Raw genomic sequence first — 23192 nt, forward strand, 5'->3', positions numbered from 1 at the left:
TATTTAAGTTTTTGGGGGTTACATTCGCTTTAAAGGCTTAACGACGCTATCTAATCCTTCGATTTTTAGCGCAAGGCATAGCTTGAGGAGGTCGCCGAGCTCCCCATTAGGAAAGCCCTTCTTATCAAACCACAGTAGATATTCTTCGGGGAGATCGATCAAAACGCGTCCAGCATATTTGCCAAACGGCATCTGGACGCGTGCTAACTTAATAAGATTTTCTTTTTCCAGCATGATATTACTATTCAGGATGAACTCTATACCTAGAGTACCACTGAAATTTAATGCCAGACAGAGGCGGCGCTACCGTAGGCTCACATTACGCTTGATTTACAGTGTGAGCGTACTCGACCACGATTTGATTACCTTCGATGTAAGCGTTCTGGATTTCTCCGTCAACACTCATTCGGCTTTGGAGATAAACCACCTTAGGGCCCATATCATTAGCTTGTTTAAGTGAAGGAAAGACCAGTTTCGCATCGAGATGAAGTAATCGGCAAAAGTGGCTAATGAACGACATCGTCAAAGGCTCTTCTCCGCGTAAGAGTTGCGAGAAGCTTAGCTGACTGATCCCTAACTTTTTCGCAAACTCCATTTGCGTGAGACGCATTTTAGACTTTTGAGACATCCACGTATTGTATAACGCCTCTCTATCCTTCTCAGTAAATTCCATGGGTGAATCCTTGTATCGCTTAGTGCGATGGATTCTGCGCCTTTTCATTCACAGAGATGTCAGCAATGAGTTAACGTTAGTTAAGAGTTTGGTTTGCTCGCTAACGGCAGTCTCTAATGCGGTGCAATGATGACGTACAAACCCATTTACTATATGTAACAGTTCGACGGCTCATATCTTCCAAATAAATGCTTATTAATAAACCAAACAATAGTTTTATAAACTCACTTACAACCGTTATTTTTATTCGGGATATCCTTTCCAAAAACAGGGATAAATGATGAATATAACTCTCCTTCCGCTAGATTCTCACTTAATTAGCAAAATAAAATAACAGCAGAATCATCTAATAACTTTTATTAAGCACTTATTATGTTGGCTTGATTCTGTCTAGTGTGAATATGAAAGGGAAGGTATGAACATGAGCGGAGTAAGTTATGACAGAGTCACCAAAACGTTTCATTGGTTTATGGCAATCATCATTGTGTACACAACAATGGCAGGATATGGGATGCACCTTACAACCCAGGATTCTCCTATGTTTCACTTCTTGTCGACATTAAACATGTCTCTTGCCACAGTTGCTGCTCCCGTGTTTTTGGCACGTTGGGTGTGGAAGTATTTTAGGCCAAGCCTAGAGGTTGACGACAACATTGCTCATTGGCAAAAGAGTATTGCTAAACTCATTCATTCGCTGATGTATTTCATGATGTCTTGGGTATTTATTTCCGGATTTCTGATGCTACAAAGCCCGTATTATTTTTTCTGGATAGTAGAAATTAGCAATCTAATTCAAGAAGTAGAAATAAGTTCGTTTTTCTTTCAAGTTCACCGTTTATCTTGCCTGATGCTTGCTTCACTGGTGATGCTTCATATTCTCGCAGTGGCTCACCATCATCTTATTAGGAAACACAATGTCCTTAAATTGATGCTTTAGAGTACAGACAAAAGCGGATGCACAAGGCATCCGCTTATCTGTTAGAACCAGCTAGAAATCAGACGTTTGAACCAGTCCATGAGCTTTTTGAAAAGGCTGCCTTCATCAACATCAGCCTGAGCGATTAGATCTGCCGTCGCGACCTCGTCACCTTCCACGCTGTATATGATGGTGCCGACTTTTTCTCCCTCAGTGATAGGAGCCACCAATTCGCGGTCAAATTCGACTTCAGCCGTCAATTTGGCCGCATTACCTTTTGGTAGTGTCATGTAGATATCTTCATTGACACCCACACTTAACTGATCCTGCTCACCCATCCAGACTTTCGCTTCGGTCACAGTGTCGCCAGCTTTGGTAGGTGACACCGTTTCGAAGAATCGGAAACCATAGCTAAGTAATTGCTTACTTTCAGATTCTCGACTCTTAGTGCTGCTTGCGCCCATCACCACTGCGATCAAACGCATGTCCCCACTGGTTGCGGATGTGGTCAAGCTGTACCCTGCACCGCTGGTGTAACCTGTCTTCATACCATCAACGTTCATGCTGCGATCTCGTAGCAAACCATTTCTGTTGTACTGAGTAATGCCGTTGTAGGTATAAGACGTCTCGCTATAGAGAGGATAGATATCAGGCAAATCACGAATTATGGCTTGGCCCAGTTTCGCAATATCCATAGGGGTTGAATAAAGACCATTGCTATCCAAACCGTGCGGATTGGTATAGGCGGTGTTTTCTAGGCCAAGCTTTTCAGCCCAGGAGTTCATTAAGTTAACAAAGGCCCCTTCGCTGCCAGCAACGTATTCTGCAATCGCGACACTCGCATCGTTACCTGATTGCACGATAAGACCACGATAAAGATCCATCAGAGGTACCGTAGTGCCTACTTCGATAAACATCTTTGACGAATCAGGGAAGTTCTTTGCCCAAGCGTTTTTGCTGATCACAACCTGATCATCCAAAGTAATGTTGCCCGCTTTAACTTCCTGTCCCGCCACATAAGCCGTCATCAGTTTGGTTAAACTGGCCGGATTAAGCTTGGTGTTCGCATTCTTTTCTACCAACACTTGCCCAGTGTTGTAGTCAATCAAAACATAGCCTTTCGCCCCTAATGTCGGAGGCTCAGGGATAATAGTAGGTGCCGCAATGGCATTGAATGTCGCAGCGATAGAGGAGAAAAGTGCTGCTTTTAGGAGAAACGTTTTTTTCATGGGACGTTACCAACTCTAGTCACAATCGGAGTTTTTATGATTAGTTCGAGTATAAACAAACAACAATGATATTTATTCGCTTTGTAATCAATCGTTACGCTTATTGGAAAGTTTTATTAAATAATGAGAGTTCGACTCCATATATGGGTAGATTAGTACAAAAAAGCCAGTGTTCATAACACTGGCTTTATCAATCTTGATTCTCTGAGCGACTAAGCTTGAGCTTCCTGAACCTTCTTCGGTTTTGGCGTAATGCTGTCTCGGTAGCTAAACCACAAGTAAGTCACTACTAAAGAGAAGAATAGGTATGACAGTGCGAATACTAATGGAGAAGTAATCAGCTCTTCCGACATACTCCAACTCACCCCAATCACGGTGATAGTCAGCTTAGATAGCATGCCACAAATCAGAAGCAACAAAGCTAGCTGAGGAAAACGAGTCGTTCGGAATGCAAACCAGTAGCAGCTGCCAACGGCCAATGCAGAAATCGAAAGACCTAACATGAAAGAATGAAGGTGTTCAGCGGATAGCACACCTGCTGAGATTGACGCCATTATTATCAGAAATAGTTTCATCATTGCCTCGCTTTTTAAACTTGGAAAAAGCTTCCTTTCATTTTTGCAAACTCATTTTGCACATATTTTCGCCATTTCCCTCCGAAATTCAACCCCTAAATTGGTACATTTTTTGTCCGTCAAATACCCCTGCAACATATGTAAAATAATGGTTAACAAAACAATAGGTAAGGTTCCTTACAACTCAAGCTCAAAACCCAACAAACCCGCCAAAATCGAAATATACAGTTACATTTAAGTAACAACATTTACATCTATAATCGTTGGCAATTTTGTGATCTGATGCATTTTAAACCAGACATTTCGAGCCCAAATACGTTGTTACAATCTAAGTTTTCACTTTTCAGCATCCCTATCATTGGGAATATCAAAAAGAGTGTGACTCTAGCCACTGTTCAGTAGATTTGCGCTCGAATAGAACATATGGCTTTGTTACCTTTGCGCGCATTCGATATTTCGTACTACATACCATGCCTTCAGAGTACAGAATCAAAAAGATCGTTGAGATCGGTGACACCTTGCATCGTAGTGGCTGCGCGCCCTACAAATTAGAAAAATACACTCAATTTTATGCTCGAAAACATGGCGTCGATGTCATGATTCAAGCGACTCCAACAACCGTTAACTATCAGTTTCCTGACGACAACAATGCCGTGGTTATGAAGCGCCATCAGCCCGCTTCGATTAACCTCAGCTTACTGGCGAACACCATTATTCGAATTAACCAACCCAGTAAGGAGCCCGTTCCAGAGCCTGTAGGCTACCCTAAATGGGTCACGGCACTTGCGAATATGGGGATTCCACCTGCGTACCTTATGCTGGTTGGTAGTACGCTAGAGGCTGTCTATATTTCGATCTTTCTTGGTTTTCTCGCATGGGGCGCTCAGCAAATCTGTAAAGCGAGGCGCTCTATCGCCGTAGAGTTTGTCGCTGCACTGGTCACCGGCATTCTGGTTGCCTTTTTCGCAAGTACCAGCGCCGATCTCCCTGTCTGGGCGCTGTGTATCGCCGCTATCGTCTTATTTGTTCCCGGTTTATCGATAGCTAACTCGCTCGAATGTCTAGCGTTTAACGATTTGGTTTCAGGGACCAGCCTGCTGGGTCAAAGCTTTCTCACCCTGATTAAACTGTTTGTCGGCATTATGATGGGTTTGAACATCGGAGAAGCAATCTGGGGGCAGCCGGATACCACTTCTTACGTCAATGAGATACCCACTTGGCTCCACATCTCAGGGCTGTTTCTAATATCCGTATCTCTTGGTGTGATATTCAATGCCAGACCTAAAGACATTTTGCTCGGTTTGCCTGTAGCGGTACTGGGCATGTGGGGACCATTTTACCTAGGTTTCGAAAGTGGTTGGGTTGTGGGTACTTGGATTACCACCGTACTGATCACGCTCTACGGCACTTGGGTGGCGAAGAAGATGGAGCTCACCGGGTCTATCTATATCGTTCAGGGCATCATCATCTTGGTACCAGGTAGTCGAGTTTTGGTCAGTGCTGGGCAATCTGTATTTGAACAGTCTATCTTGCCCATTCCAAGTATTGGTCTCTCAGCACTGTTTATGTTCTCAGCGATTGTTGCTGGTCAGGTTACGGCTTATTCGATTTACTCACCGCGAATCGAGCGATAGTCGCACTCAATAGATAAAAGAAAAGAGCCCTATTCGAAAGTTGCTGTTTAAGCGGCTTTTGAATAGGGCTCTTTGCCCTTATGTTTTAGCTTACGAGAAAAACTCCCTTTACCCTTTTTCGACTTCTCTACCCGCGTTTTAAACAGTTGGCTGGTAACGATGGCTTTTAACGCATTGTCTTGTATTTCACCTCTTCCAACTTCCAAATTAGCTTGAAGGGAAGCGGCGTGCTTAAGTTTTTTTCTGGCACTCTTGCCCATAATTTTGTCCTGCTTTGATTTTACAAACGACTAGTACTTGGTGATAAATCACTCATCAAACCCATATTTGACAGAATAAATCACCATACAAACGAATGTTACACTATCTATAGCCCAATCAGTAATATTTCCGAAACTCTACCTAGCGCAAATTTCGAATGAAAAGAGCATGGTAACGAAAAAGTATCATATGAATTTTATTGACTTAGTGCCACTTAGCTTTAGACTAGACGGCAGCTAGAAAACGGTTCTTGTTTTTATTCCGCCGTTTCGTTGGATTTCTTGTATTTCTTCCGTAACGTCGTGCGCAATAGCAATCTCCTTTTCCACGCTATCGTTGCCGTCATGGCTTTTACAAGATTTATCAAGGATATACATTATGTCTAACACTGTTACTGGTACAGTTAAATGGTTCAACGAAACTAAAGGCTTCGGTTTCATCCAACAAGAAAACGGCCCTGACGTTTTCGCTCACTTCTCTGCAATCACTGGCGACGGTTTCCGTACTCTAGTTGAAGGTCAAAAAGTTGAGTTCACTGTATCTCAAGGTCAAAAAGGCCCACAAGCTGAGAACATCAAACTAGTTTAATTTTCAACTAGCTAGATAAAGTTTTACAATAGCCAGCTTAAAGCTGGCTATTTTTTTATGTGTAGTAAACGACTATGGCACTCAAACCCACTATCTATAAGTTTCGAATTTCGCTCTCGGACACTAACCGTGACGTCTACGATTCTCCGCAACTGACTATCGCACAGCACCCATCAGAAACCATTCCGCGAATGATGGCGCGTATTCTGGCTTACTGTATTCAATATCAACCGGAACTTGCATTCACTAAAGGCCTATCTTCGATTGAAGAACCGGACCTCTGGATCAAAGCACTTGATGATACGATCCTACACTGGATTGAAATTGGTGAACCTTCCCTTGATCGCATTAAGAAAGCCACTCGCTTAGCAAAGAGAGTCGACATCTTCACCTTTACCAGCAAATCTGACGTCTGGTGGACGCAAACCAAAAACAAATCTCACCAGTATGACGCCAACATATACCGACTCAGTGCAGAAGGCATCGATGCTTTGTCTGAAGTAGTTGAACGCGGAATGGATCTATCCGTAATGATTACTGGCAGCAGCCTGTTCATTGACTGTGACAAAGGCTCATTTGAAGTTCAGATCGAGACTCTACAATCCAATGACTGATCTGGAACAGGCATTCACAGCGATTGGCGCAGAGTCACTGGACGCAGTAAAGGAACATCCCAAACTGTGGCAGCAGTTTTTGCAGCACCAATCGGCCTTGTTTGACAAAGTAAAACAGAATAAACCCAATAGCGCCGATGAATCCCATTTACTCGGCATCATGACGAAAGCGCATATTGAGTGCCTGTCTCGTGTTGAAACCAACCGAGAAGCGGTTCAAGCCATGTGGAAAGCATTACACGATAACCTTGGTGAACAAAATGCCAAGCGATTCGAGTATCAAGATTATCAAATGCTAACTCTGGTAACACATGTCTGGCTCTATATTCAGGGTTATCTGAAAATGGATTTCAGCCTGGCTAATGACCACGCTGAAACAACCGCTAATCTACAAAACGACCTTTCTGGTCTAGATGTAAATGCCATCCGGACACAGTATCTCGCGAGCTACTACCTGGGAAGCGACAATTCCCCAGTAACGCAACGAAGCAACCCTATTTGGAGTTGGTTCAAACGCACCTTCGGTTGATTAAAAAGGGCTTCCCAATGGGAAGCCCTTTATCAATCTTAAAGATAGGTATGAGGTCCAAACACTTCGTAGTGAATTCGATCTCTTGTCACACCCAATCCTTCTAACTGCTTAACCACCGCTTCCATAAACGCGACCGGCCCACAAAGATAAAAGTCAGCACTGCTTAACGGTAACTCGCGTTCCACTAAAGACAGGTTCATCTGTCCTTCGAAATGGGCCTGATCGTTTAAGTACCATGTAAACTGCTGCCAACCGCGCTGTGAAATCAGCTGTTCTGTTTCACTCTTGAAGGTATGCTGATCAGCACTATTACAAGCGTAAAGGTACGAGACGTCTTTTTTATCAGCCGCAGCCAATGTTTGCAGCATCGACTGGATTGGCGTCGCGCCAACGCCGGCAGAAATCAGAACCACTGGCGCGTCTTTTTCTTGATAGTAGAAATCACCTGCCGGTGCATATAAATGAACTGTATCGCCTTCATTTACTTCATCATGCATGAAATTAGATACCAACCCATTGTGTTCCCCAACTTCACGTTTAACAGAAATTCGGTAGTTTTTGCCATTAGGTTTCTGAGACAGAGAGTACTGACGAATTTCATTGTGCTCGCCTGCAGACGGCTTAACTTCAACACCAACGTACTGACCAGGGTTATAATCCAACACATCACCACCATCCTTTGGTTCAAGAACAAAACTGGTAACGTATTCTGATTCAGGTTGCTTCTGTTTAACCACAAACTGACGTGCGTTTTCCCAGCCACCAATGGCTTGCTTACGCTGAAGATACAGCTCGCCTTCACGATCAATAAACACTTTTGCCAAGAACAGATATGCTGCCGTCCATGCCTCTTCCACTTCTTTGGTAAATGCCTCTGACGCCAATTCACGTAACGTTTCAATTAGGTGATGACCAACAATCTGGTAGTGTTCAGCTTGAATGTTAAAGCTGGTGTGTTTATGAGCAATACGCTCAACCGCTGATGTCAGTGCTTCAAGGTTTTCAATATTCTTGGCGTAAGCCGCTACCGCTTCAAATAGAGCAACACTTTGACGGCCCGTTTTCTGGTGCGTCATATTGAAGATATCTTTAAGCTCTGGGTTGTGCGAAAACATTCGTTGATAAAAATGCTGTGTTAAAGCCGGGCCGGCACTTTCGAGCAAAGGAATAGTACTTTTTACGACTTCGATATGTTGGTTGTTAAGCATCTTTATTTTCTCCTCATATGGGTATTATCTTTTTCCCTTCTAAGAGCACGATTGATGCCAAGTTTAAACATCTCCTAATTACTTGGATTATCGAGCATTATTCACTATCAAAAAGTCATAATGACCTAGTTGAAATATGTCGAAATGACTCTAAAATATAATAATTACACGTTAGCACTGGTTACTTTTAGCTCACATCGTTCTGTGAGGAGTCACCTACTGTCATTTGGAGCCCTACCGCACCATGCAAGATATCTCTGTTTCGACTTTAATCGATATGACCATCGGCCTAGCCACAGGCCACAATGAGCACGATCGTTTCAACAAACTGCTTGATGCTATTCGCAAAGCCATCCAATGCGACAGTGTGGCGCTGCTTTCTTTGCAAGGAGATACCTTAGTCCCCTTAGCCATTCAGGGCTTAACACGTGATACGCTGGGTCGTCGCTTTAAGGTCGACGAACATCCTCGCTTTGACGCAATCTGTGCCTCAAAAGCCGCTGTGCGTTTCGACGCAGACTGCGAACTGCCCGATCCGTTCGATAACTTACTGCTTGATTACGATGGCGATTTGCCAATGCATGCTTGTATGGGCCTTCCTCTGCTCTATGCTGACAAACTGCTTGGCATTCTGACTCTGGACAGCCTAACACCTAATGTCTTTGACCAAATCCCTACTCGCAGTTTAGACGCTCTATCGGCGATTGTGGCATCAACTCTCAAAGTTGCTATGACCGTTAGTCAGTTAGAACAACAAGCTAAGCAGACTCAACAACGTTTCGAAGAACTCAATGAGGATGCATGGGAGCGTGAAGGCGGCGAGATCATCGGTGCCAGCGAAAAAATGACGACGCTGAAGTCCGATATCGATGTCGTCGCTCCATCCAATTTCAATATTCTGATCAATGGCGAAACTGGTGTAGGTAAAGAGCTTGTCGCTCGAAGCCTTCATCACCTATCCAATCGCCGTAAGCAGCCTCTTGTTTATGTCAACTGCGCAGCCATTCCTGAAAACTTGGTAGAAAGTGAACTATTTGGTCACGTTAAAGGAGCGTTTACGGGAGCCGATAAATCGCGGCTAGGCAAATTTGCCTTGGCAGACGGCGGCACTCTATTTCTTGATGAGATTGGTGAACTGCCTCTGACAGCACAGAGCAAAATTCTTCGTGCATTGCAAAACAACGAGATTCAACCCGTTGGTCAAGATAAAGTGGAGACAATTGATGTTCGCGTTTTGGCCGCGACCAATCGTGATTTGAAAGAAGAAGTCAGCGAAGGTCGTTTTCGCTCAGATCTTTATCATCGCCTTAGCGTGTATCCGATCAGCGTCCCACCACTTCGTCAACGCGAAGGTGATATTGTTCTTCTCGCGGGTTACTTCCTCGAACAAGCGCGACGTAAGCTTGGTATCGTCCAAATCAAGCTGGGCAAAGAGGCTCAACTCCTCTTATCGCGTTATAACTGGCCGGGCAATGTTCGTGAGTTAGAACATGTGATTAACCGAGCGGCGCTGAAAGCAAGAGCGAGAGGCAACAACGGCAAACTGATCACAGTCTCCATTGATGACATCGGTGAGCTCCATTCTCTGCCTGTTGAAGAGTCGCCAAGCAGCGTCGTTGCAACTAAACATACGGAATCCATCGATTGGACAAAAGGACTTCGTGAGTCAACGGAAGAGTACCAGCGACACATCATCACACTCGCCTTGACCGATGCCGACTTTAACTGGGCAAAGGCAGCAAGACAGCTTAAAACTGACCGAGCGAATCTGACGCGGTTAGCAAAACGATTAGGTATCACAGTTACGAAGCAGCATAAGATAAGTACTAATTGACGAACAACTTGGTTACAATGCAAACACTAGTTAGTCACGATATAAAAAGTGGGTGAGACAACCCACGCTAAAGTCACCCTATTTGTTGTATTGTAAAGGAATGTTATGAAGTTTATCCGTTGGTTTTTAGGCCGCGTAATCCTATTGCTTAACTTTGTCTTTTCACCAAAAGGTGTAAAACGCTCGGCAGAGAGTCAGCAAGCCGTCAATGACAAAGCCCAGTCTATGGCTCTGTACCAATTCGAAGCTTGCCCATTTTGCGTAAAGGTTCGTCGTGCTATGAAGCGCCAATCAGTCAATATTGAGCTGCGCGATGCCAAAACAAATCAGGCACACCGTTCTGAACTCGAAGCTGGCGGTGGCAAAATCAAAGTGCCATGCCTAAGAATCGAGAAAGAAGGCAAGGTCGAGTGGATGTATGAATCCTCTGATATTGTTGCTTACTTAGAGCAGGAATTTGCCTAAAACTAACTGAAGGAAAATGCCATGAATGTAGTGACTCTGGAGATCAGCAAAATCAAAGCCATTGTCTTTGATTTAGATAACACCTTAGTCACCTCAAACTTGGACTTTCATTGGTTAAGAACACAAGTCGGCTGTCCAAAAGAAGTCGACTTGCTCACCTTCATTGACGAATTGGATTGCTCTCAATCAGCTATTCGAGCAAAACAGTTGATACTGCAACATGAATTGGATGATGCCGATCACTCCTCTCCGATGCCCGGCTGTCACGACTTGCTTGACTTCATCACACATCATAACCTTCACACCGCTATTATTACTCGCAACTGCCAACAAGCCTCACAACGAAAAATCGAGCATAACCAACTCAATATTTCGCGTGTAATCAGTCGTGAACATTTCCCGCCTAAACCAGCACCAGATGCGCTTCTTGCACTCGCAAAAGAATGGCAATTGGATCCGCAACAAATTCTCTACGTAGGTGACTATGTCTATGACCTACAGGCAGCAAGCAACGCGTGTATGCCGTCTTGTCTCGTGACTCATGGTAAACCAAGTACATTTACTCAACACGCCTCATTGACTGTAAATCATCTCAACGACCTATTGGACTTGTTCTCAACTTTTTATCAACAAAAAACTGAAACTATTTCATGACTTACCAAAAAGTAACCAATGGTTAAAAGTTGATCTGTGTGCAACAATAAAGTTCTAAACCTAAGATCTGCGAACTGGATAATGTCAAAGAATAAAGTTTTAGTGCTCTATGCCCACCCCTCTCAGCGTCGCTCCGAAGTTAACCAACCACTGTTTAAAGCCTGTCAGGCGGTCGAAGGTGTCACTGCGGTTGATCTGTATTACGAATACCCGACCTACAACATCAACATTGATCGTGAGCAGCAACGCTTACTCGACCACGATGTAATCGTATTTCAGTTCCCGCTTTACTGGTATTCAACACCTTCAATTTTAAAAGAGTGGCAAGACTTGGTATTGGAGTACGGCTTTGCGTATGGCCACGATGGCACTGCATTACACGGTAAAAAGTTTCTTTGTGCTCTCACTGCGGGTGGTCAAGAAGAAGCGTACCAAACAGAAGGATACAACCACTTCACCATACGTGAATTACTCCAACCTCTTGAACAAATGGCGACGCTGACAGGTATGGAATACCTTGCTCCATTTGCTCTGTTTGGTGCTCGTACCGCGAAAGAAGATGGTCGTATCAAAACACATGTTGAGGCTTGGCAAGCACTGTTATCGGCATTGGTTGAAGATAGAGTCGATTACGACAAAGCTTCAAAAGTCGAAAAACTCTGCCACTGTTTGGATGAAATCATTGTAGGAGGTTTACAATGACCAGTTATTTCCTACAAGCATTTATCTATCTTGTTGCCGCTGTCATCGCTGTTCCTATTGCAAAGCGACTTGGGCTCGGTTCTGTACTCGGTTATTTAATTGCAGGCGTCGTCATTGGACCAATCATAGGTTTAGTTGGAGAAGAAACAACGACCATTCAGCATTTTGCTGAATTTGGTGTTGTCATGATGCTGTTTTTGGTCGGCCTTGAGTTAGAGCCAAAGATGCTCTGGTCAATGAGAAATCGCTTGCTTGGCTTAGGAGGTCTACAAGTCGGAGGAACCACAGCGGCAATCATGGGCGTGGCTTTACTGTTTGACCAACCATGGACCATTGCCCTTGCGATTGGTTTGATCTTCGCACTTTCTTCAACAGCGATTGTATTACAGACCTTTAATGAAAAGGGTCTAAACAAAACAGAGGGGGGACAGAATGCCTTCTCAGTGTTGCTGTTTCAAGACATCGCCGTCATTCCTATGCTGGCGTTTATCCCACTATTGGCACTCCCCGAGTTGGTGGAACAAGCTCAGGCGGCAGTCAGCAGTGCAGCCGATCACCACGATGAACTCAGTTTAGTCGCAGGTCTACCGGGTTGGGCGTATGCCTTGGTGATTATCGGCTCTGTTATTGGCCTGGTCGTTGGAGGACATTATTTAAGTCGTCCACTGTTTCGTTTCGTCGCTAGTTCAGGGCTTCGTGAAATTTTTACCGCTACGGCGTTAATGTTAGTTGTCGGTATCGCGGCGCTGATGAGCTTGGTTGGTCTGTCCCCTGCACTCGGGACTTTCCTTGCAGGCGTGGTTCTGGCAAACAGTGAATTTCGCCACGAGCTTGAGTCCAACATCGATCCGTTTAAGGGCTTGTTATTAGGCCTATTCTTCATCACCGTCGGTGCTGGTATCAATTTTGGTATCCTGTTCGACGACTTTGCACTTATCATCGGTTTAACACTGGGCGTAATGTTACTCAAAGCAACTATTCTTTACGTGTTAGCACTGATATTCCGTATTAAAAACAGCAACAAGTGGCTGTTTACACTCAGCTTAGCCCAAGCGGGCGAATTCGGTTTCGTCTTGCTCAGTTTTACGGTGCAGAATCATGTCATTCCACAAGATATTGCTCAAACTCTGTCACTGGTGGTCGCCCTGTCGATGTTCCTGACTCCGGGTTTATTTATCCTGTTTGATAAAGTCATCTTGCCAAGGTTTGAACTTGAGTCGAATGACCGTGAAGCCGATCAAATTGAAGAAAAGGGCACAGTCATCATTGCGGGTATCGGCCGCTTTGGACAAATTGTAAATCGATTACTCGTCGCTAATGGGGTCAAAACTGTGGTGCTTGATCATCAGGCTGATCAAGTTGATGTCGTAAGACGTATCGACACCAAAGCTTACTTTGGTGATGCCACTCGGCCTGACCTACTTCACACGGCTGGTATTGAAGAAGCCTCTATGCTGGTTATAGCCATTGATAACCCTGAAACCAGCGTTGAGCTGACCAAGTACGTCAAACACACGTATCCAAAGATCAAAGTGTTGGTCCGTGCCTTCGACCGAGGCCATGGCTACCTATTACGTCAGGCTGGCGCTGACATTATCGAGTCAGAAACTTACCATTCTGCGCTTGAACTTGGAGCACAGGCCTTGAAATCTCTGGGATACCACCCATTTCATGTAGAGCAACAACGAGCTGCGTATCGCCGAATTGAAGACAAGAAATCCGACATGCTTTATCAGGCATGGGAAGATGACTCTGAAGGCGAACGATTTGATAATAACTACCGAAAACTCTTTATGCACCTCGAAGAGCAAATAAAGCTGGCGATGAATACCGATCGCTCAGACAAACATGAGGGTGGTGAGCGAGGCTGGACACCGCCACCCAAAGGTTATGCTGAAGAGTTCAAGGAAGAATAAGTTGAGACCGGGGCACTGCCTCGGTTTTTCTTTTACAGAATGATTGAATGATATGACTGCTACAAACATTGAAAACTCCCCATCTCTGGGTCAACAGCTGTTCAAAATGACATGGCCAATGCTATTTGGTGTCCTGTCTTTGATGAGCTTTCAGTTGGTCGACAGTGCTTTCATCGGCCAGCTTGGCGTACTGCCGCTTGCAGCACAAGGTTTTACCTTGCCTATTCAAATGATCATCATCGGCATTCAAGTCGGATTAGGTATCGCAACAACCGCCGTAATCGCCAAGGCTATTGGGGCTAACAACACACGCTTTGCCCACCAGCTTGGCGGGTTAGTGATTGCCATAGGGACAATTGGTGTTGCGGTTATCTCTGTGTTTATTTACCTCATTCGAGTCCCGATCCTGCAGTTACTCAGTGCACCCGAAACTCTCTTTCCTGTAATTGACAGCTACTGGATTTACTGGCTAGTCAGTGCTTGGACAGGCGCTCTACTCTACTTCTTGTACAGTGTTTGCCGAGCCAATGGTAATACTATGCTGCCAGGCACAATGATGATGGTCACCAGTGTACTTAACCTGATCCTAGATCCAATTTTCATTTTTACTCTCGATCTCGGGCTAAACGGCGCTGCCATCGCAACCATTATCGCCTTTGGTATCGGTATCCTAATCGTTGCACCTAAAGTCACACGCAAACATTGGATGAGCTTTGACTGGCATGACCTCAACATCACTCAAAGTGTTAAGTCGATTGGTAATATCATGGGACCAGCGATGATCAGCCAATTGCTACCACCTTTGTCTTCGATGTTAGCAACCAAGTTACTCGCAGGGTTTGGCACTGCTGCAGTCGCCGCTTGGGCACTGGGATCTAGATTCGAGTTTTTTGCTATCGTCTCTGTGCTTGCTCTTACGATGTCTATGCCACCAATGGTCGGTCGATTATTAGGGGCGAAAAACATCACTGATATACGTCGACTAGTGGTTATTGCCAGCCAATTTGTGATTGGATTTCAACTACTGATTGCCGCCTTTACATGGCTGTTTGCAGATTGGCTAGCTTCATTGATGACCAGCGAATCTCAAGTCACTGAGATTTTAATCTGGCATTTATTGATTGTCCCTGTCAGCCTCGGACCACTAGGCATCTGCATGCTAATGGTATCCATTGCCAATGCATTAGGTAAATCCTACACCGCCTTAACCATTTCAGCGTTGCGTTTATTTGCGTTCTTTTTGCCTTGCCTTTGGCTAGGTGCACATCTTGGCGGAATAGAGGGGCTATTTTGGGGCTCTATGGTTGGTAACCTATTAGCTGGCATCTGTGCATGGCTAATGTATCAAAAAGCATTGAGGCAGATTGAAGCCAATCTTGAGCGATAAAACTGATTGCCTTTCCTAACTATGCTGGTTAATCTGGTTTTTCATCACTAAGGAATATCTCTGATGCAAATTTCGTTTACTTACCTTTGGCTCCTTCTCATTGCCTGTAGCCGGTAGGTAAACCTGTGCCTGGCTACGAGAACACGTAGCCAGCCTAATTCTTCTCGTAGCCCAACTCTCAATAAAGGATACGAGATTAATGACCGAAAACACCCAGACAATTCGACCTCTTGCTTTTCGCGCCACTCAAGTTGGCCTGTTGCTGGCTCTAGCGGGTTGTCTGCTCTTCTCCATCAAACCTGTACTGATCAAGATCGCCTACCAATACGGTGGTGACGCAACTTCTATCATGGCACTGCGTGCATTTAGCTCTCTGCCGCTTTATCTGGCCATGTTGGTGTATTTGTGTCGCACACCAGACAATCGTACCAAGGCCAAGCAACATGGTCTTAAAGCCGTGGCTATCGGTATCATGGGCTACTACATCGCCAGCTATCTGGATATCGCCTCATTGGAGTTCATCTCTGCTCAATTAGAGCGACTACTGATTTTCTTGTTCCCCACTTTTGTCGTGCTCATTAGTTGGGCTCTGTATCGGCAGGTCCCAAGCCGTCGGGTCATTGTGACCACATTGCTTGGCTATATTGGTATCTCTTTGATCTTTGTCCATGACTTTAACACCCTTGGCAGCTCTGTTTTATTCGGCAGCGGTCTCGCCATCACGTCGGCCTTAGTGTTCGCCTTTTATCTTGTGTGGAGTAAGCCGCTCATCTCAAGAATGGGTAGCTCTCTGTTCACGAGCATTGGCATGGGCAGTGCCGGAGTCGCAATCGTCATTCACCTGCTATTAAGTCAGGCAGAAATCTACAGTTGGAGCTCAGAGCTAATTACCATCGGCGTTACATTAGGTATTTTTTGTACGGTTGTTCCTTCCTATTTGATTGCGGCCGCGATGGCGAGCTTAACACCGACTCAATTGAGCCTAACCAGTAATATTGGCCCTGCGATCACTGCGATATCTGCAGTACTCGTATTAGGGGAAGCATTTACTGTTTGGCATGCCATGGGAATGACTTTGGTCGTATTTTCGGTTTACCTGCTCAATAAACCCAAAACCGACTAGTCCGTCGTCGCTAATGATACGACACCGCACAATAAAACAGGCTGTTTCTTCAGTTTTTTTGATGAAGTACAACAAGATAGATAGATGACGTACTACAAAGAACATCGTATGATTCAGCCTACTACATTCCTTAACACAACAATTATGGCTTCAAGACCCCACCATCCTATTCAGGGCGCGAGCTGGATGCTCACAGCTGGTTTAGCCTTTGCCTTGGTTAACAGCCTCGCTCAGGTTGCTAGTATTAATTTCGGCTTGTCTTCCACTACTGTCGCATTGATCCAATATGCGATTGCGTTGGTTGTCATTCTGCCCTACTTAAAAACATTGGGTATCAGACACTCTCTGCGTACTGAACATCTCGGAATGCACATTTTCCGGGTTTTTCTATCGGTTATCGGTATTCAATTGTGGCTCTGGGCGCTAGCTTACCCGGTACCAATTTGGCAGGGGATCGCACTGCTGATGACCTCACCACTCTTTGCAACGGTAGGCTCAGGGCTAATTCTTAAAGAAAACGTAGGTATTGCACGTTGGGGAGCAACACTGTCCGGCTTTATTGGGGCAATGATCATCCTTGAACCTTGGGCTGATGGCTTTAACTGGGCCGCTTTACTCCCAGTGGGCGCTGCATTTTTCTGGGCTTGCTATTCACTTATGGTCAAAAAACTATCCTCCGATGACTCCCCATCGACGATGGTGGTCTACCTACTGATCCTCATCACACCATTTAATATCTTGCTAGCAATTCCAGATTGGCAGACGCCAACTGGCGGTACGATCTGGCTGGTGCTATTCGCCGCTGGAGCACTGACAGCTTTGGCACAGTGGGCTATTGTAAAAGCGTATTCAGTCGCCGATGCTTCGTTTGTTCAGCCATTTGACCACGCGAAATTACCATTAAATGTACTGGCAGGTTGGATTGTATTTAGTTGGGTACCACCAGGCAGACTGTGGCTAGGGGCTGCGATCATCATTGCTTCTGTCGCTTTTATTACTCAATGGGAATCAAAAAAATCCCGCAAATTGAAATAAATATCAGCGCGCGCCGTTCTATTAGTTAAAGGCATTTAAGGGAGAGAGCTCTATGACAGATCCAATCAAAGTAACACTATATCGCTGGGCCGGCAGTTGGGGACCGTTCAGTGTAAAAATTCCATGTGGCGAATGTACCCTGACCAAAGACATTCTCAAAGATACATTTGAGAACGAACTGGTCGATGTTCCCGTTGAATTGGAAGTGAAAGATTGGCTCTCTCATTGGTGGGAACCGTTGAAGGTTGGAGCCTGGCATGCTCCTATTCTTATGGTCGAAGGCAAGGTGGTCAGCCAAGGTGAAGCCTTGAATCGCGGTGTGTTGGTACAGTCTATTATTCAAGAGTGGACTAAACGCGATACGTTGAAAGGAAACATTGTCTACGGAAAAGCGACCTGCCCTTACTGCGTGAAAGCCAAGAAATTACTTGATGACGCTGGGATTGATTACCAGTATCACGACGTCGTTAAAGACAGTGCGGCTCTGTATCGCATGATCCCAGAAGTGAAAGCCATTATCGGCGAAAAAACACCGGTAACCGTTCCCCAGATCTGGCTTGATGGTCATTACATTGGCGGCGCCGACAATCTGCAAGCTTGGCTGGCAGAAAAAGGCTTAAGTAATGTGCCCGATAATGTAGTGACCATGGACAACAACCAAAGCTCTGTTGGTTAAAAAGAAACAAAGCCCCAAATATGGGGCTTTGTTTTTATAGGAAGCGTAAACTCGACTATTTCGCGCGTTTTGGTTGTTGGTACGTTTTACCTGCAGCCTGATAGGTATCTTTACGTTTCACATCAAACATCACTTCAAAGAACCAAGCAACAAATCGAATCACGTCATCGCCTTCATTCATCACATGCTCAACGTATTCTTGCTCTTCACCCTGCTCATTTTCTTGCATCGTCACATGGTAAATGCGTTGTTCACCGTCAACTTCTGCCAAAGCAAACTGACCTGTTAGAGACTGCGCCGCCTCAGCAACTTCTTCATTTTCATGTTGTTTCAACACTTCAAGTGCTTGCGGTAAGTTCTCTTTTGCACAAAGCGCAGTGACTAACTCTTCGAATTGTTTGTGTTCCATCGTCGACCTCTCAGATCGTCAGTTCAATCATTGAGGCGCATTGTAGCAGGGGTTTTACTCCTTTCAAGCAAACTCTTGGCGTGTCACTGGCCGAACCCGACTCGAGTAAAGCACCATTGCCAACAGGCTTGCTGATATCAAATAAAACGCACCTAATGCCATTTGGCTTTGTATCCAATTCTCCACTAAATAACCCCCAAACACCCCTGCAAGACACATCTGGATTGCTCCTGTCAGAGCAGATACAGAACCAGCCTGCCGTTTATGTGGCGCAAGCAACATGCTAATTGAGAGAGGGAAAGACAACCCCTGTGCAATCGTCATCCATGTAAAGGCCCAGACAATATTGAACAGCGTCAACCCAGTCACCGCCAACCAAGCTCCAGCAGCCATCATGATGAAGATAGCGAGAGCCATGAGTTGTTGTGTACTCAAATAGCGATTAAGGACATTCAATGCCAGTGTACCAATCAGTAGCCCTGCGGACGGTATCACCATGACTGAACCATACTCGGCAGCCGTTAAGCCCAATTCATGCTGTAACATGAAAGGCATTACAGACAAGGAAACCATGCAAGCAAGGTAAGTAATCCAGTTGTAGCTTGCGCTACTCAATACTTGTTTGTTGGTGATCAATTCTCCATAGTTTTTGACCACTTGGCCTACCTTGAATGATGTTCGACCGTAGTTCATTGTCTCAGGTAAGATGAAGTAACCCAGTGTAAAAATTGCGGCTAGGTAGACCAGAACAAAAATAAACACAGCTTCCCAACCCAGATAAAATGCCACCCAGCCACCGAAGACAGGCGCAATCACAGGCATGATCGAAGCCGTGACAGAAACGTAAGATAAAGCTTTGGTCAGCTCTGCACCGTCATAGCAGTCACGAAGCACACTTCTGCCTAATACAGACGCGCTGCCCGCTCCGAGGCCCTGTAGAAGACGCCCCAACACCAAAATCCACAAGTTATGAGAAAACAGCAAACAAATCACGGTTCCGATCAGGTATATCCCTTGCCCGAGCAGAAACACCGGACGACGTCCGATAGCATCCGATAATGGGCCATAAAACAACTGCGAAGCACCAAAGCCAACTAAAAACAGCGTCACAAGAAGTTGGACATCAGCTTGGTTAACCTGAAGCGTTTCACTGATCATCGGTAATGATGGCAGATAGATACTCACACCTACCTGACCCGTCGCAATTATCATCATCGCCAGCAGAATCGGCGTTTTTTTCATAGCGTCACCTCGTTTATTCTTTATGCAATAAAGTTTAAATTCGACGCTAACGAATGATAATATCCTCAATTGGAAACTAATTAGTTCCCAAAAAGAATTAATGGGAGGAAATCATGGACTGGATACAAAGTGTTCAAAGCTACATTCGTGTGGTAGACGAAGGCAGCTTCAACGGCGCAGCGAGAAAAATGAATACCACCAGCTCAGCGATCAGCAAGCGTGTCCATTGGCTGGAAGAAAGGATTGGGGTTCAACTTCTCAAGCGCACTACCCGAACCGTGACTCAAACCGAAGCCGGAGCGCTGTTCTATGAGCGAGCTAAGGTCCAACTTGATGGCTGGCAATCCATTGTCGATGAAACTCGTTCAGTAAACCAGACACCAGCGGGGCTTTTAAAAATTGGTGCCACCATTGCAGTTGGATCCAAATTTCTGGTTCAGTATCTCGATGATTTTCTACAAATGTATCCAGACATTCGCATCCAATTGATCACTACTACCCCTGGCCAACTGCCTGAACTTAGCCTTGATCTGTTCATCAGCCGTGAGATAGAACAGCTTAATTCACTCAGTTTTAAAGCCTCAGCACTGTTCGAGCACAAAGCAGGCTTCTACGCTTCGCCTGAATATTTGGATAAATACGGTGAACCACAATCGGTTGATGAGTTGACTGGACACAACACGCTAATATGGGGAGAACGGCCACATCGTGAAATAACACTGACGAATGGAAAGAAGATCATTTTGTCAGGAAATCTTGCAACCACTAACCCCGAAGCACTTTTTTACGCCGCTAAAAATGCTATGGGGATTTTAATTTCCAACGATGTGATGATAAAAGATGAACTAAAAGCTGGCACCTTAAAACGTATCCTACCCCGAATAACTGCTGATGAAGCAACAGTTTACGCGTATTATCCTAAGCTGGACTATCAACATACTAGGACAAAACTGTTTCTCGACTACCTTAAAGAGCGTTTAGCTAAAGAACAAATGGAAGAGCATTAAGCCAAGAAATATCTCCTTCCAATTTGAATTGTTATGAGATCTGTACCATATTTTAATTGAACCAATACCAACAAATAAGTGATTTAAATCACGATAAGGTAGGGTACTCAAATGGCTAGGTTACATGAACAAACTACGTCTATTAGCTTAGATGTGGTTAATCAAACTCTTCAATTAGACGGTGCGCAGCTACTCGATCAGGTCACTTTAGTGCTCCATCAGCATTTTGAGTCTTTTTGCACCTGCGTGATAGAGATTGATAAGTTCAACTCCAATGCTCATATGTTATCTCATGCTAGCGATAGCGCTTTAAAAAAACCATTCTCCTATGCCCTGAGAGGAACTCCCAGCGCACACGTTAGCAAGTCAGATCTTGACTTTGTACTTTACCCCAAAGGTGTAGCAAAAGACTTCCCTGAAGATATCTACATTCGAGAGAATAATATTGAGGCTTACCTTGGTATTCCGCTGAGAACTCGTTCTGGAGATGTGCTTGGCATTTTGCTATCAGCCTTTAGAACCCCAATTGAGCAAAGTGAAGAGTTGATTTACTACCACACTCTATTCGCTAATGTCGTAGTGCATAGCTTGAGAGCTAAGTGGCTCTCGGCACGATCGGAGAGTCTCGTCAATCAACTTAGCTATGAAGTATCGCACGACAATCTCACAGGCTTGCTCAATCGAAGCTTTTTATCCGACAAGCTCGAAAGATTGTCGGAAACCAGTGGAGACTCATTCACTCTAGCCTATGTCGATATTGACAGCTTTAAGTCCATCAATGACTTGTACGGCAACTATATCGGTGACCAAGTTATTAAGTTTGTTGCCAAGGCGATTGAAACCTCGATTCAGGACAGACAGTTAGCCTTTAGAATTGCGGGGGACGAATTTGCCTTTATTACGTACAATAGAGACCCGCTCGAAGTGTGCCGCTTAATATTGCACAAGTTGGAGTCCGGTTATAAAGACCCTGCACACAATATCAAAGTCAATGTCAGCATAGGCATTGCGAGAAAATCAGATAATCGACTCACTGCCGATCAGCTCATCCTCAACGCCAGCTTAGCTCTGAAAGATTGCAAGCAGTCAAGAAACTCTCAAGTGCAATGTTATGACACCCACCTCAGCGCGCAATACTATCGACGTACTATGGTCATTGACGCACTGCGCAACGAGCTCTCACCATCGAACCTTAATCCCAGCGAAATCTATGTGCTAGCGCAACCTATAGTGCGTCGAAACCAAGAACACTGGGATTACTTTGAAATCCTCGCTAGGTGGGAAAGCAGCGCACTTGGAATGATTTCCCCATTGGAATTCATAGAAGCAGCTGAGCAGTCAGGTTTGATTGTGGAGTTGGGAGAACGTATTGTCGATCTCGCTTGTCAGGCAAAGCAGGAACTTGAGCAAGGCCTTGGTTACAAGGTCAAACTTGGAATCAACTGCTCAGCGCATGAACTCAATGATACTAATCGTTACTTAAAGCACCTCACATCGACCATCCACCGTTATGGCTTCAAACCTAATGAGTTTACGATTGAGCTAACCGAAACCGTCTTACTGTCTCAGACCAATGAAATTCGATTTATTCTGGACCAGTTACGGCTATTAGGCTTTACCGTTGCACTGGATGACTTTGGTACCGGATACTCAAGCCTTAACTACATTCACAGTTACCCCATTGATTGTATTAAGATTGACGCAACTTTCATTCGCAACATGCTGTGTAACGAAACATCGGAACGCGTAGTCTGGCTGATTATTCAGCTTGCTAAACAGCTCAAAGTTGATTTAGTGGCTGAAGGAGTGGAGAGCCAAGAAGCGTTAGAGAAATTGCATGAGATGGATTGTTATCAGATTCAGGGCTACTTCTACTCACGCCCAGAGAAACCTAAAACGATTATTGATATACAGGCTTCACACACCGTTCAGGATGAACCACCAACCGTCGTGAACATGTTCAAATCTTAAAGATGGACGCTCGCTGCGTCCATTTCACTTTTCATTAGAAAGGTAACTCAAGCTGCATGATAACATCGCGCTCGTAGTCATCGTGCCAGCGATAATCTAATCGGAGTCGAGGCTCTCCCGGCTTCTTATCACCGAAGCCTAGACTGAGTTGAAGGCCATGGCTCATGATCCAATTTTCTGTATCAGAGACATTAATCTGATCTTCCAACTCAGACGGTACCCAAACGCCAATGCCAATATAATTAGAGGCTAAACTTTGACTCAGTATAGGGTTAGTCTCTGTTTGCAGAACCCAATCAGACCAATAAGAAGAATAATCTGGAGATTGTTCCTCTGATACCCAGTCATCGAACGCATCCAGTTTGTCAGCGGTGTATTGAATACCGTCAAGTAAGGAAAAACACACACCTTGTGAGGAATGAAATAAAACCGAATCAGACTGATAGCCAGAGCTATATAGCTCACATGCACCAATAGTTGAAGAAGCCAGACTTGCTAGCAATATCAATGCATGAGTTTTCATTCACACCCCAAATAATTA

25 protein-coding genes are annotated in these 23192 nt (G+C 44.8%); 16 read left to right on the plus strand and 9 right to left on the minus strand.

What is annotated here, in order from left to right; translation table 11 throughout:
• Positions 1–18: 18 nt before the first annotated feature.
• Together FIU99_RS19655 and FIU99_RS19660 are read right to left on the minus strand one after the other, a co-directional pair.
• Complete coding sequence (locus FIU99_RS19655) at positions 19–234, minus strand: DUF3820 family protein (protein ID WP_006960456.1); 216 nt, start codon at positions 232–234, stop codon at positions 19–21.
• A gap of 85 nt (positions 235–319) precedes the next feature.
• Complete coding sequence (locus FIU99_RS19660) at positions 320–673, minus strand: helix-turn-helix transcriptional regulator (protein WP_006960455.1); 354 nt, start codon at positions 671–673, stop codon at positions 320–322.
• A 421-nt stretch (positions 674–1094) separates the two neighbouring features.
• Here FIU99_RS19660 and FIU99_RS19665 point away from each other — a divergent pair, with 421 nt between their 5' ends.
• The gene (locus FIU99_RS19665) at positions 1095–1610 is read left to right on the plus strand and encodes a cytochrome b (protein ID WP_152472517.1); all 516 of its coding nucleotides are present in this window, start codon (positions 1095–1097) and stop codon (positions 1608–1610) included.
• A gap of 41 nt (positions 1611–1651) precedes the next feature.
• Here the strand turns inward: FIU99_RS19665 and FIU99_RS19670 are convergent, their stop codons facing one another.
• A complete protein-coding gene (locus FIU99_RS19670) occupies positions 1652–2818 on the minus strand; it encodes a D-alanyl-D-alanine carboxypeptidase family protein (RefSeq protein WP_021457197.1) in 1167 nt (388 codons plus the stop codon).
• 212 nt (positions 2819–3030) lie between these two features.
• On the minus strand, positions 3031–3393 hold the full coding sequence (locus tag FIU99_RS19675) for a hypothetical protein (protein ID WP_006960453.1): 363 nt from the start codon (positions 3391–3393) through the stop codon (positions 3031–3033).
• A gap of 470 nt (positions 3394–3863) precedes the next feature.
• Between FIU99_RS19675 and FIU99_RS19680 the strand changes: the two genes are divergently transcribed.
• Positions 3864–5027 (plus strand): threonine/serine exporter family protein, encoded by a 1164-nt coding sequence (locus FIU99_RS19680; protein WP_152472518.1) that lies wholly within the window; start codon positions 3864–3866, stop codon positions 5025–5027.
• Positions 5028–5074: 47 nt separating this feature from the next.
• On the opposite strand, the gene arfA is transcribed toward FIU99_RS19680, so the two are convergent.
• Entirely contained in the window at positions 5075–5287 is a 213-nt protein-coding gene (gene arfA, locus FIU99_RS19685) for a ribosome alternative rescue factor ArfA (RefSeq protein WP_006960451.1), read from the minus strand.
• A 379-nt stretch (positions 5288–5666) separates the two neighbouring features.
• Here arfA and FIU99_RS19690 point away from each other — a divergent pair, with 379 nt between their 5' ends.
• The 3 genes from FIU99_RS19690 to FIU99_RS19700 all read left to right on the plus strand — a co-directional run bounded on the left by FIU99_RS19690 (position 5667) and on the right by FIU99_RS19700 (position 7019).
• A complete protein-coding gene (locus FIU99_RS19690) occupies positions 5667–5876 on the plus strand; it encodes a cold-shock protein (protein WP_006960450.1) in 210 nt (69 codons plus the stop codon).
• A 74-nt stretch (positions 5877–5950) separates the two neighbouring features.
• On the plus strand, positions 5951–6490 hold the full coding sequence (locus tag FIU99_RS19695; RefSeq protein WP_043010713.1) for a YaeQ family protein: 540 nt from the start codon (positions 5951–5953) through the stop codon (positions 6488–6490).
• A complete protein-coding gene (locus FIU99_RS19700) occupies positions 6483–7019 on the plus strand; it encodes a hypothetical protein (RefSeq protein ID WP_099608635.1) in 537 nt (178 codons plus the stop codon). The genes FIU99_RS19695 and FIU99_RS19700 overlap by 8 nt, the downstream gene beginning before the upstream one ends.
• Before the next feature lie 38 nt (positions 7020–7057).
• Here the strand turns inward: FIU99_RS19700 and hmpA are convergent, their stop codons facing one another.
• Positions 7058–8230 carry an NO-inducible flavohemoprotein gene (hmpA, locus tag FIU99_RS19705; RefSeq protein ID WP_006960447.1) on the minus strand — a complete coding sequence of 391 codons (1173 nt, stop codon included), beginning with the start codon at positions 8228–8230 and terminating at the stop codon, positions 7058–7060.
• A gap of 244 nt (positions 8231–8474) precedes the next feature.
• On the opposite strand from hmpA, the gene norR reads away from it, so the two are divergent.
• From norR to FIU99_RS19750, 9 genes are all read left to right on the plus strand, one after another.
• Positions 8475–10064: a nitric oxide reductase transcriptional regulator NorR gene (norR, locus tag FIU99_RS19710; RefSeq protein ID WP_006960446.1), complete on the plus strand. Its 1590-nt coding sequence runs from the start codon at positions 8475–8477 to the stop codon at positions 10062–10064.
• Positions 10065–10169: 105 nt separating this feature from the next.
• On the plus strand, positions 10170–10529 hold the full coding sequence (locus tag FIU99_RS19715; protein ID WP_006960445.1) for a glutathione S-transferase N-terminal domain-containing protein: 360 nt from the start codon (positions 10170–10172) through the stop codon (positions 10527–10529).
• Between the two features lie 21 nt (positions 10530–10550).
• Entirely contained in the window at positions 10551–11183 is a 633-nt protein-coding gene (locus FIU99_RS19720) for an HAD family hydrolase (protein WP_006960444.1), read from the plus strand.
• An 81-nt stretch (positions 11184–11264) separates the two neighbouring features.
• On the plus strand, positions 11265–11885 hold the full coding sequence (locus tag FIU99_RS19725; protein WP_019275992.1) for an NAD(P)H-dependent oxidoreductase: 621 nt from the start codon (positions 11265–11267) through the stop codon (positions 11883–11885).
• Positions 11882–13801: a monovalent cation:proton antiporter-2 (CPA2) family protein gene (locus FIU99_RS19730; protein WP_006960442.1), complete on the plus strand. Its 1920-nt coding sequence runs from the start codon at positions 11882–11884 to the stop codon at positions 13799–13801. Before FIU99_RS19725 ends, FIU99_RS19730 begins: the two co-directional genes overlap by 4 nt.
• Positions 13802–13853: 52 nt before the next feature.
• Positions 13854–15188: an MATE family efflux transporter gene (locus FIU99_RS19735; RefSeq protein WP_039951913.1), complete on the plus strand. Its 1335-nt coding sequence runs from the start codon at positions 13854–13856 to the stop codon at positions 15186–15188.
• Between the two features lie 199 nt (positions 15189–15387).
• Positions 15388–16311 carry a DMT family transporter gene (locus FIU99_RS19740; protein ID WP_006960440.1) on the plus strand — a complete coding sequence of 308 codons (924 nt, stop codon included), beginning with the start codon at positions 15388–15390 and terminating at the stop codon, positions 16309–16311.
• 144 nt (positions 16312–16455) lie between these two features.
• Positions 16456–17346, plus strand: coding sequence for a DMT family transporter (locus FIU99_RS19745; protein WP_029236124.1), 891 nt, complete (start codon positions 16456–16458; stop codon positions 17344–17346).
• 52 nt (positions 17347–17398) lie between these two features.
• Positions 17399–18022 (plus strand): glutaredoxin domain-containing protein, encoded by a 624-nt coding sequence (locus FIU99_RS19750; protein WP_006960438.1) that lies wholly within the window; start codon positions 17399–17401, stop codon positions 18020–18022.
• A gap of 55 nt (positions 18023–18077) precedes the next feature.
• Here the strand turns inward: FIU99_RS19750 and FIU99_RS19755 are convergent, their stop codons facing one another.
• Together FIU99_RS19755 and FIU99_RS19760 are read right to left on the minus strand one after the other, a co-directional pair.
• A complete protein-coding gene (locus tag FIU99_RS19755; RefSeq protein WP_152472519.1) occupies positions 18078–18431 on the minus strand; it encodes a hypothetical protein in 354 nt (117 codons plus the stop codon).
• A gap of 63 nt (positions 18432–18494) precedes the next feature.
• Complete coding sequence (locus tag FIU99_RS19760) at positions 18495–19673, minus strand: multidrug effflux MFS transporter (protein ID WP_006960436.1); 1179 nt, start codon at positions 19671–19673, stop codon at positions 18495–18497.
• 113 nt (positions 19674–19786) lie between these two features.
• Here FIU99_RS19760 and FIU99_RS19765 point away from each other — a divergent pair, with 113 nt between their 5' ends.
• Together FIU99_RS19765 and FIU99_RS19770 are read left to right on the plus strand one after the other, a co-directional pair.
• A complete protein-coding gene (locus tag FIU99_RS19765; protein ID WP_006960433.1) occupies positions 19787–20680 on the plus strand; it encodes a LysR family transcriptional regulator in 894 nt (297 codons plus the stop codon).
• A 111-nt stretch (positions 20681–20791) separates the two neighbouring features.
• Positions 20792–22651: a bifunctional diguanylate cyclase/phosphodiesterase gene (locus FIU99_RS19770; RefSeq protein ID WP_006960431.1), complete on the plus strand. Its 1860-nt coding sequence runs from the start codon at positions 20792–20794 to the stop codon at positions 22649–22651.
• 34 nt (positions 22652–22685) lie between these two features.
• Here FIU99_RS19770 and FIU99_RS19775 read toward each other — a convergent pair whose 3' ends face one another.
• Complete coding sequence (locus tag FIU99_RS19775; protein WP_006960429.1) at positions 22686–23174, minus strand: hypothetical protein; 489 nt, start codon at positions 23172–23174, stop codon at positions 22686–22688.
• Between the last annotated feature and the right edge of the window lie 18 nt (positions 23175–23192).

The organism is Vibrio sp. THAF64, from assembly GCF_009363455.1.
Taxonomy (GTDB): Bacteria; Pseudomonadota; Gammaproteobacteria; order Enterobacterales; family Vibrionaceae; genus Vibrio; species Vibrio coralliilyticus.

Bases quoted from the DNA above. Each gene is read 5' to 3' on its own strand.
- FIU99_RS19655 (WP_006960456.1), bottom strand. From the start codon at position 234: ATGCTGGAAAAAGAAAATCTTATTAAGTTAGCACGCGTCCAGATGCCG.
- FIU99_RS19720 (WP_006960444.1), top strand. From the start codon at position 10,551: ATGAATGTAGTGACTCTGGAGATCAGCAAAATCAAAGCCATTGTCTTT.
- FIU99_RS19680 (WP_152472518.1), top strand. From the start codon at position 3,864: ATGCCTTCAGAGTACAGAATCAAAAAGATCGTTGAGATCGGTGACACC.
- FIU99_RS19735 (WP_039951913.1), top strand. From the start codon at position 13,854: ATGACTGCTACAAACATTGAAAACTCCCCATCTCTGGGTCAACAGCTG.
- norR (WP_006960446.1), top strand. From the start codon at position 8,475: ATGCAAGATATCTCTGTTTCGACTTTAATCGATATGACCATCGGCCTA.
- arfA (WP_006960451.1), bottom strand. From the start codon at position 5,287: ATGGGCAAGAGTGCCAGAAAAAAACTTAAGCACGCCGCTTCCCTTCAA.
- FIU99_RS19725 (WP_019275992.1), top strand. From the start codon at position 11,265: ATGTCAAAGAATAAAGTTTTAGTGCTCTATGCCCACCCCTCTCAGCGT.
- hmpA (WP_006960447.1), bottom strand. From the start codon at position 8,230: ATGCTTAACAACCAACATATCGAAGTCGTAAAAAGTACTATTCCTTTG.
- FIU99_RS19730 (WP_006960442.1), top strand. From the start codon at position 11,882: ATGACCAGTTATTTCCTACAAGCATTTATCTATCTTGTTGCCGCTGTC.
- FIU99_RS19670 (WP_021457197.1), bottom strand. From the start codon at position 2,818: ATGAAAAAAACGTTTCTCCTAAAAGCAGCACTTTTCTCCTCTATCGCT.
- FIU99_RS19695 (WP_043010713.1), top strand. From the start codon at position 5,951: ATGGCACTCAAACCCACTATCTATAAGTTTCGAATTTCGCTCTCGGAC.
- FIU99_RS19755 (WP_152472519.1), bottom strand. From the start codon at position 18,431: ATGGAACACAAACAATTCGAAGAGTTAGTCACTGCGCTTTGTGCAAAA.
- FIU99_RS19715 (WP_006960445.1), top strand. From the start codon at position 10,170: ATGAAGTTTATCCGTTGGTTTTTAGGCCGCGTAATCCTATTGCTTAAC.
- FIU99_RS19760 (WP_006960436.1), bottom strand. From the start codon at position 19,673: ATGAAAAAAACGCCGATTCTGCTGGCGATGATGATAATTGCGACGGGT.
- FIU99_RS19765 (WP_006960433.1), top strand. From the start codon at position 19,787: ATGGACTGGATACAAAGTGTTCAAAGCTACATTCGTGTGGTAGACGAA.
- FIU99_RS19740 (WP_006960440.1), top strand. From the start codon at position 15,388: ATGACCGAAAACACCCAGACAATTCGACCTCTTGCTTTTCGCGCCACT.
- FIU99_RS19770 (WP_006960431.1), top strand. From the start codon at position 20,792: ATGGCTAGGTTACATGAACAAACTACGTCTATTAGCTTAGATGTGGTT.
- FIU99_RS19665 (WP_152472517.1), top strand. From the start codon at position 1,095: ATGAGCGGAGTAAGTTATGACAGAGTCACCAAAACGTTTCATTGGTTT.
- FIU99_RS19745 (WP_029236124.1), top strand. From the start codon at position 16,456: ATGGCTTCAAGACCCCACCATCCTATTCAGGGCGCGAGCTGGATGCTC.
- FIU99_RS19775 (WP_006960429.1), bottom strand. From the start codon at position 23,174: ATGAAAACTCATGCATTGATATTGCTAGCAAGTCTGGCTTCTTCAACT.
- FIU99_RS19690 (WP_006960450.1), top strand. From the start codon at position 5,667: ATGTCTAACACTGTTACTGGTACAGTTAAATGGTTCAACGAAACTAAA.
- FIU99_RS19675 (WP_006960453.1), bottom strand. From the start codon at position 3,393: ATGAAACTATTTCTGATAATAATGGCGTCAATCTCAGCAGGTGTGCTA.
- FIU99_RS19700 (WP_099608635.1), top strand. From the start codon at position 6,483: ATGACTGATCTGGAACAGGCATTCACAGCGATTGGCGCAGAGTCACTG.
- FIU99_RS19750 (WP_006960438.1), top strand. From the start codon at position 17,399: ATGACAGATCCAATCAAAGTAACACTATATCGCTGGGCCGGCAGTTGG.
- FIU99_RS19660 (WP_006960455.1), bottom strand. From the start codon at position 673: ATGGAATTTACTGAGAAGGATAGAGAGGCGTTATACAATACGTGGATG.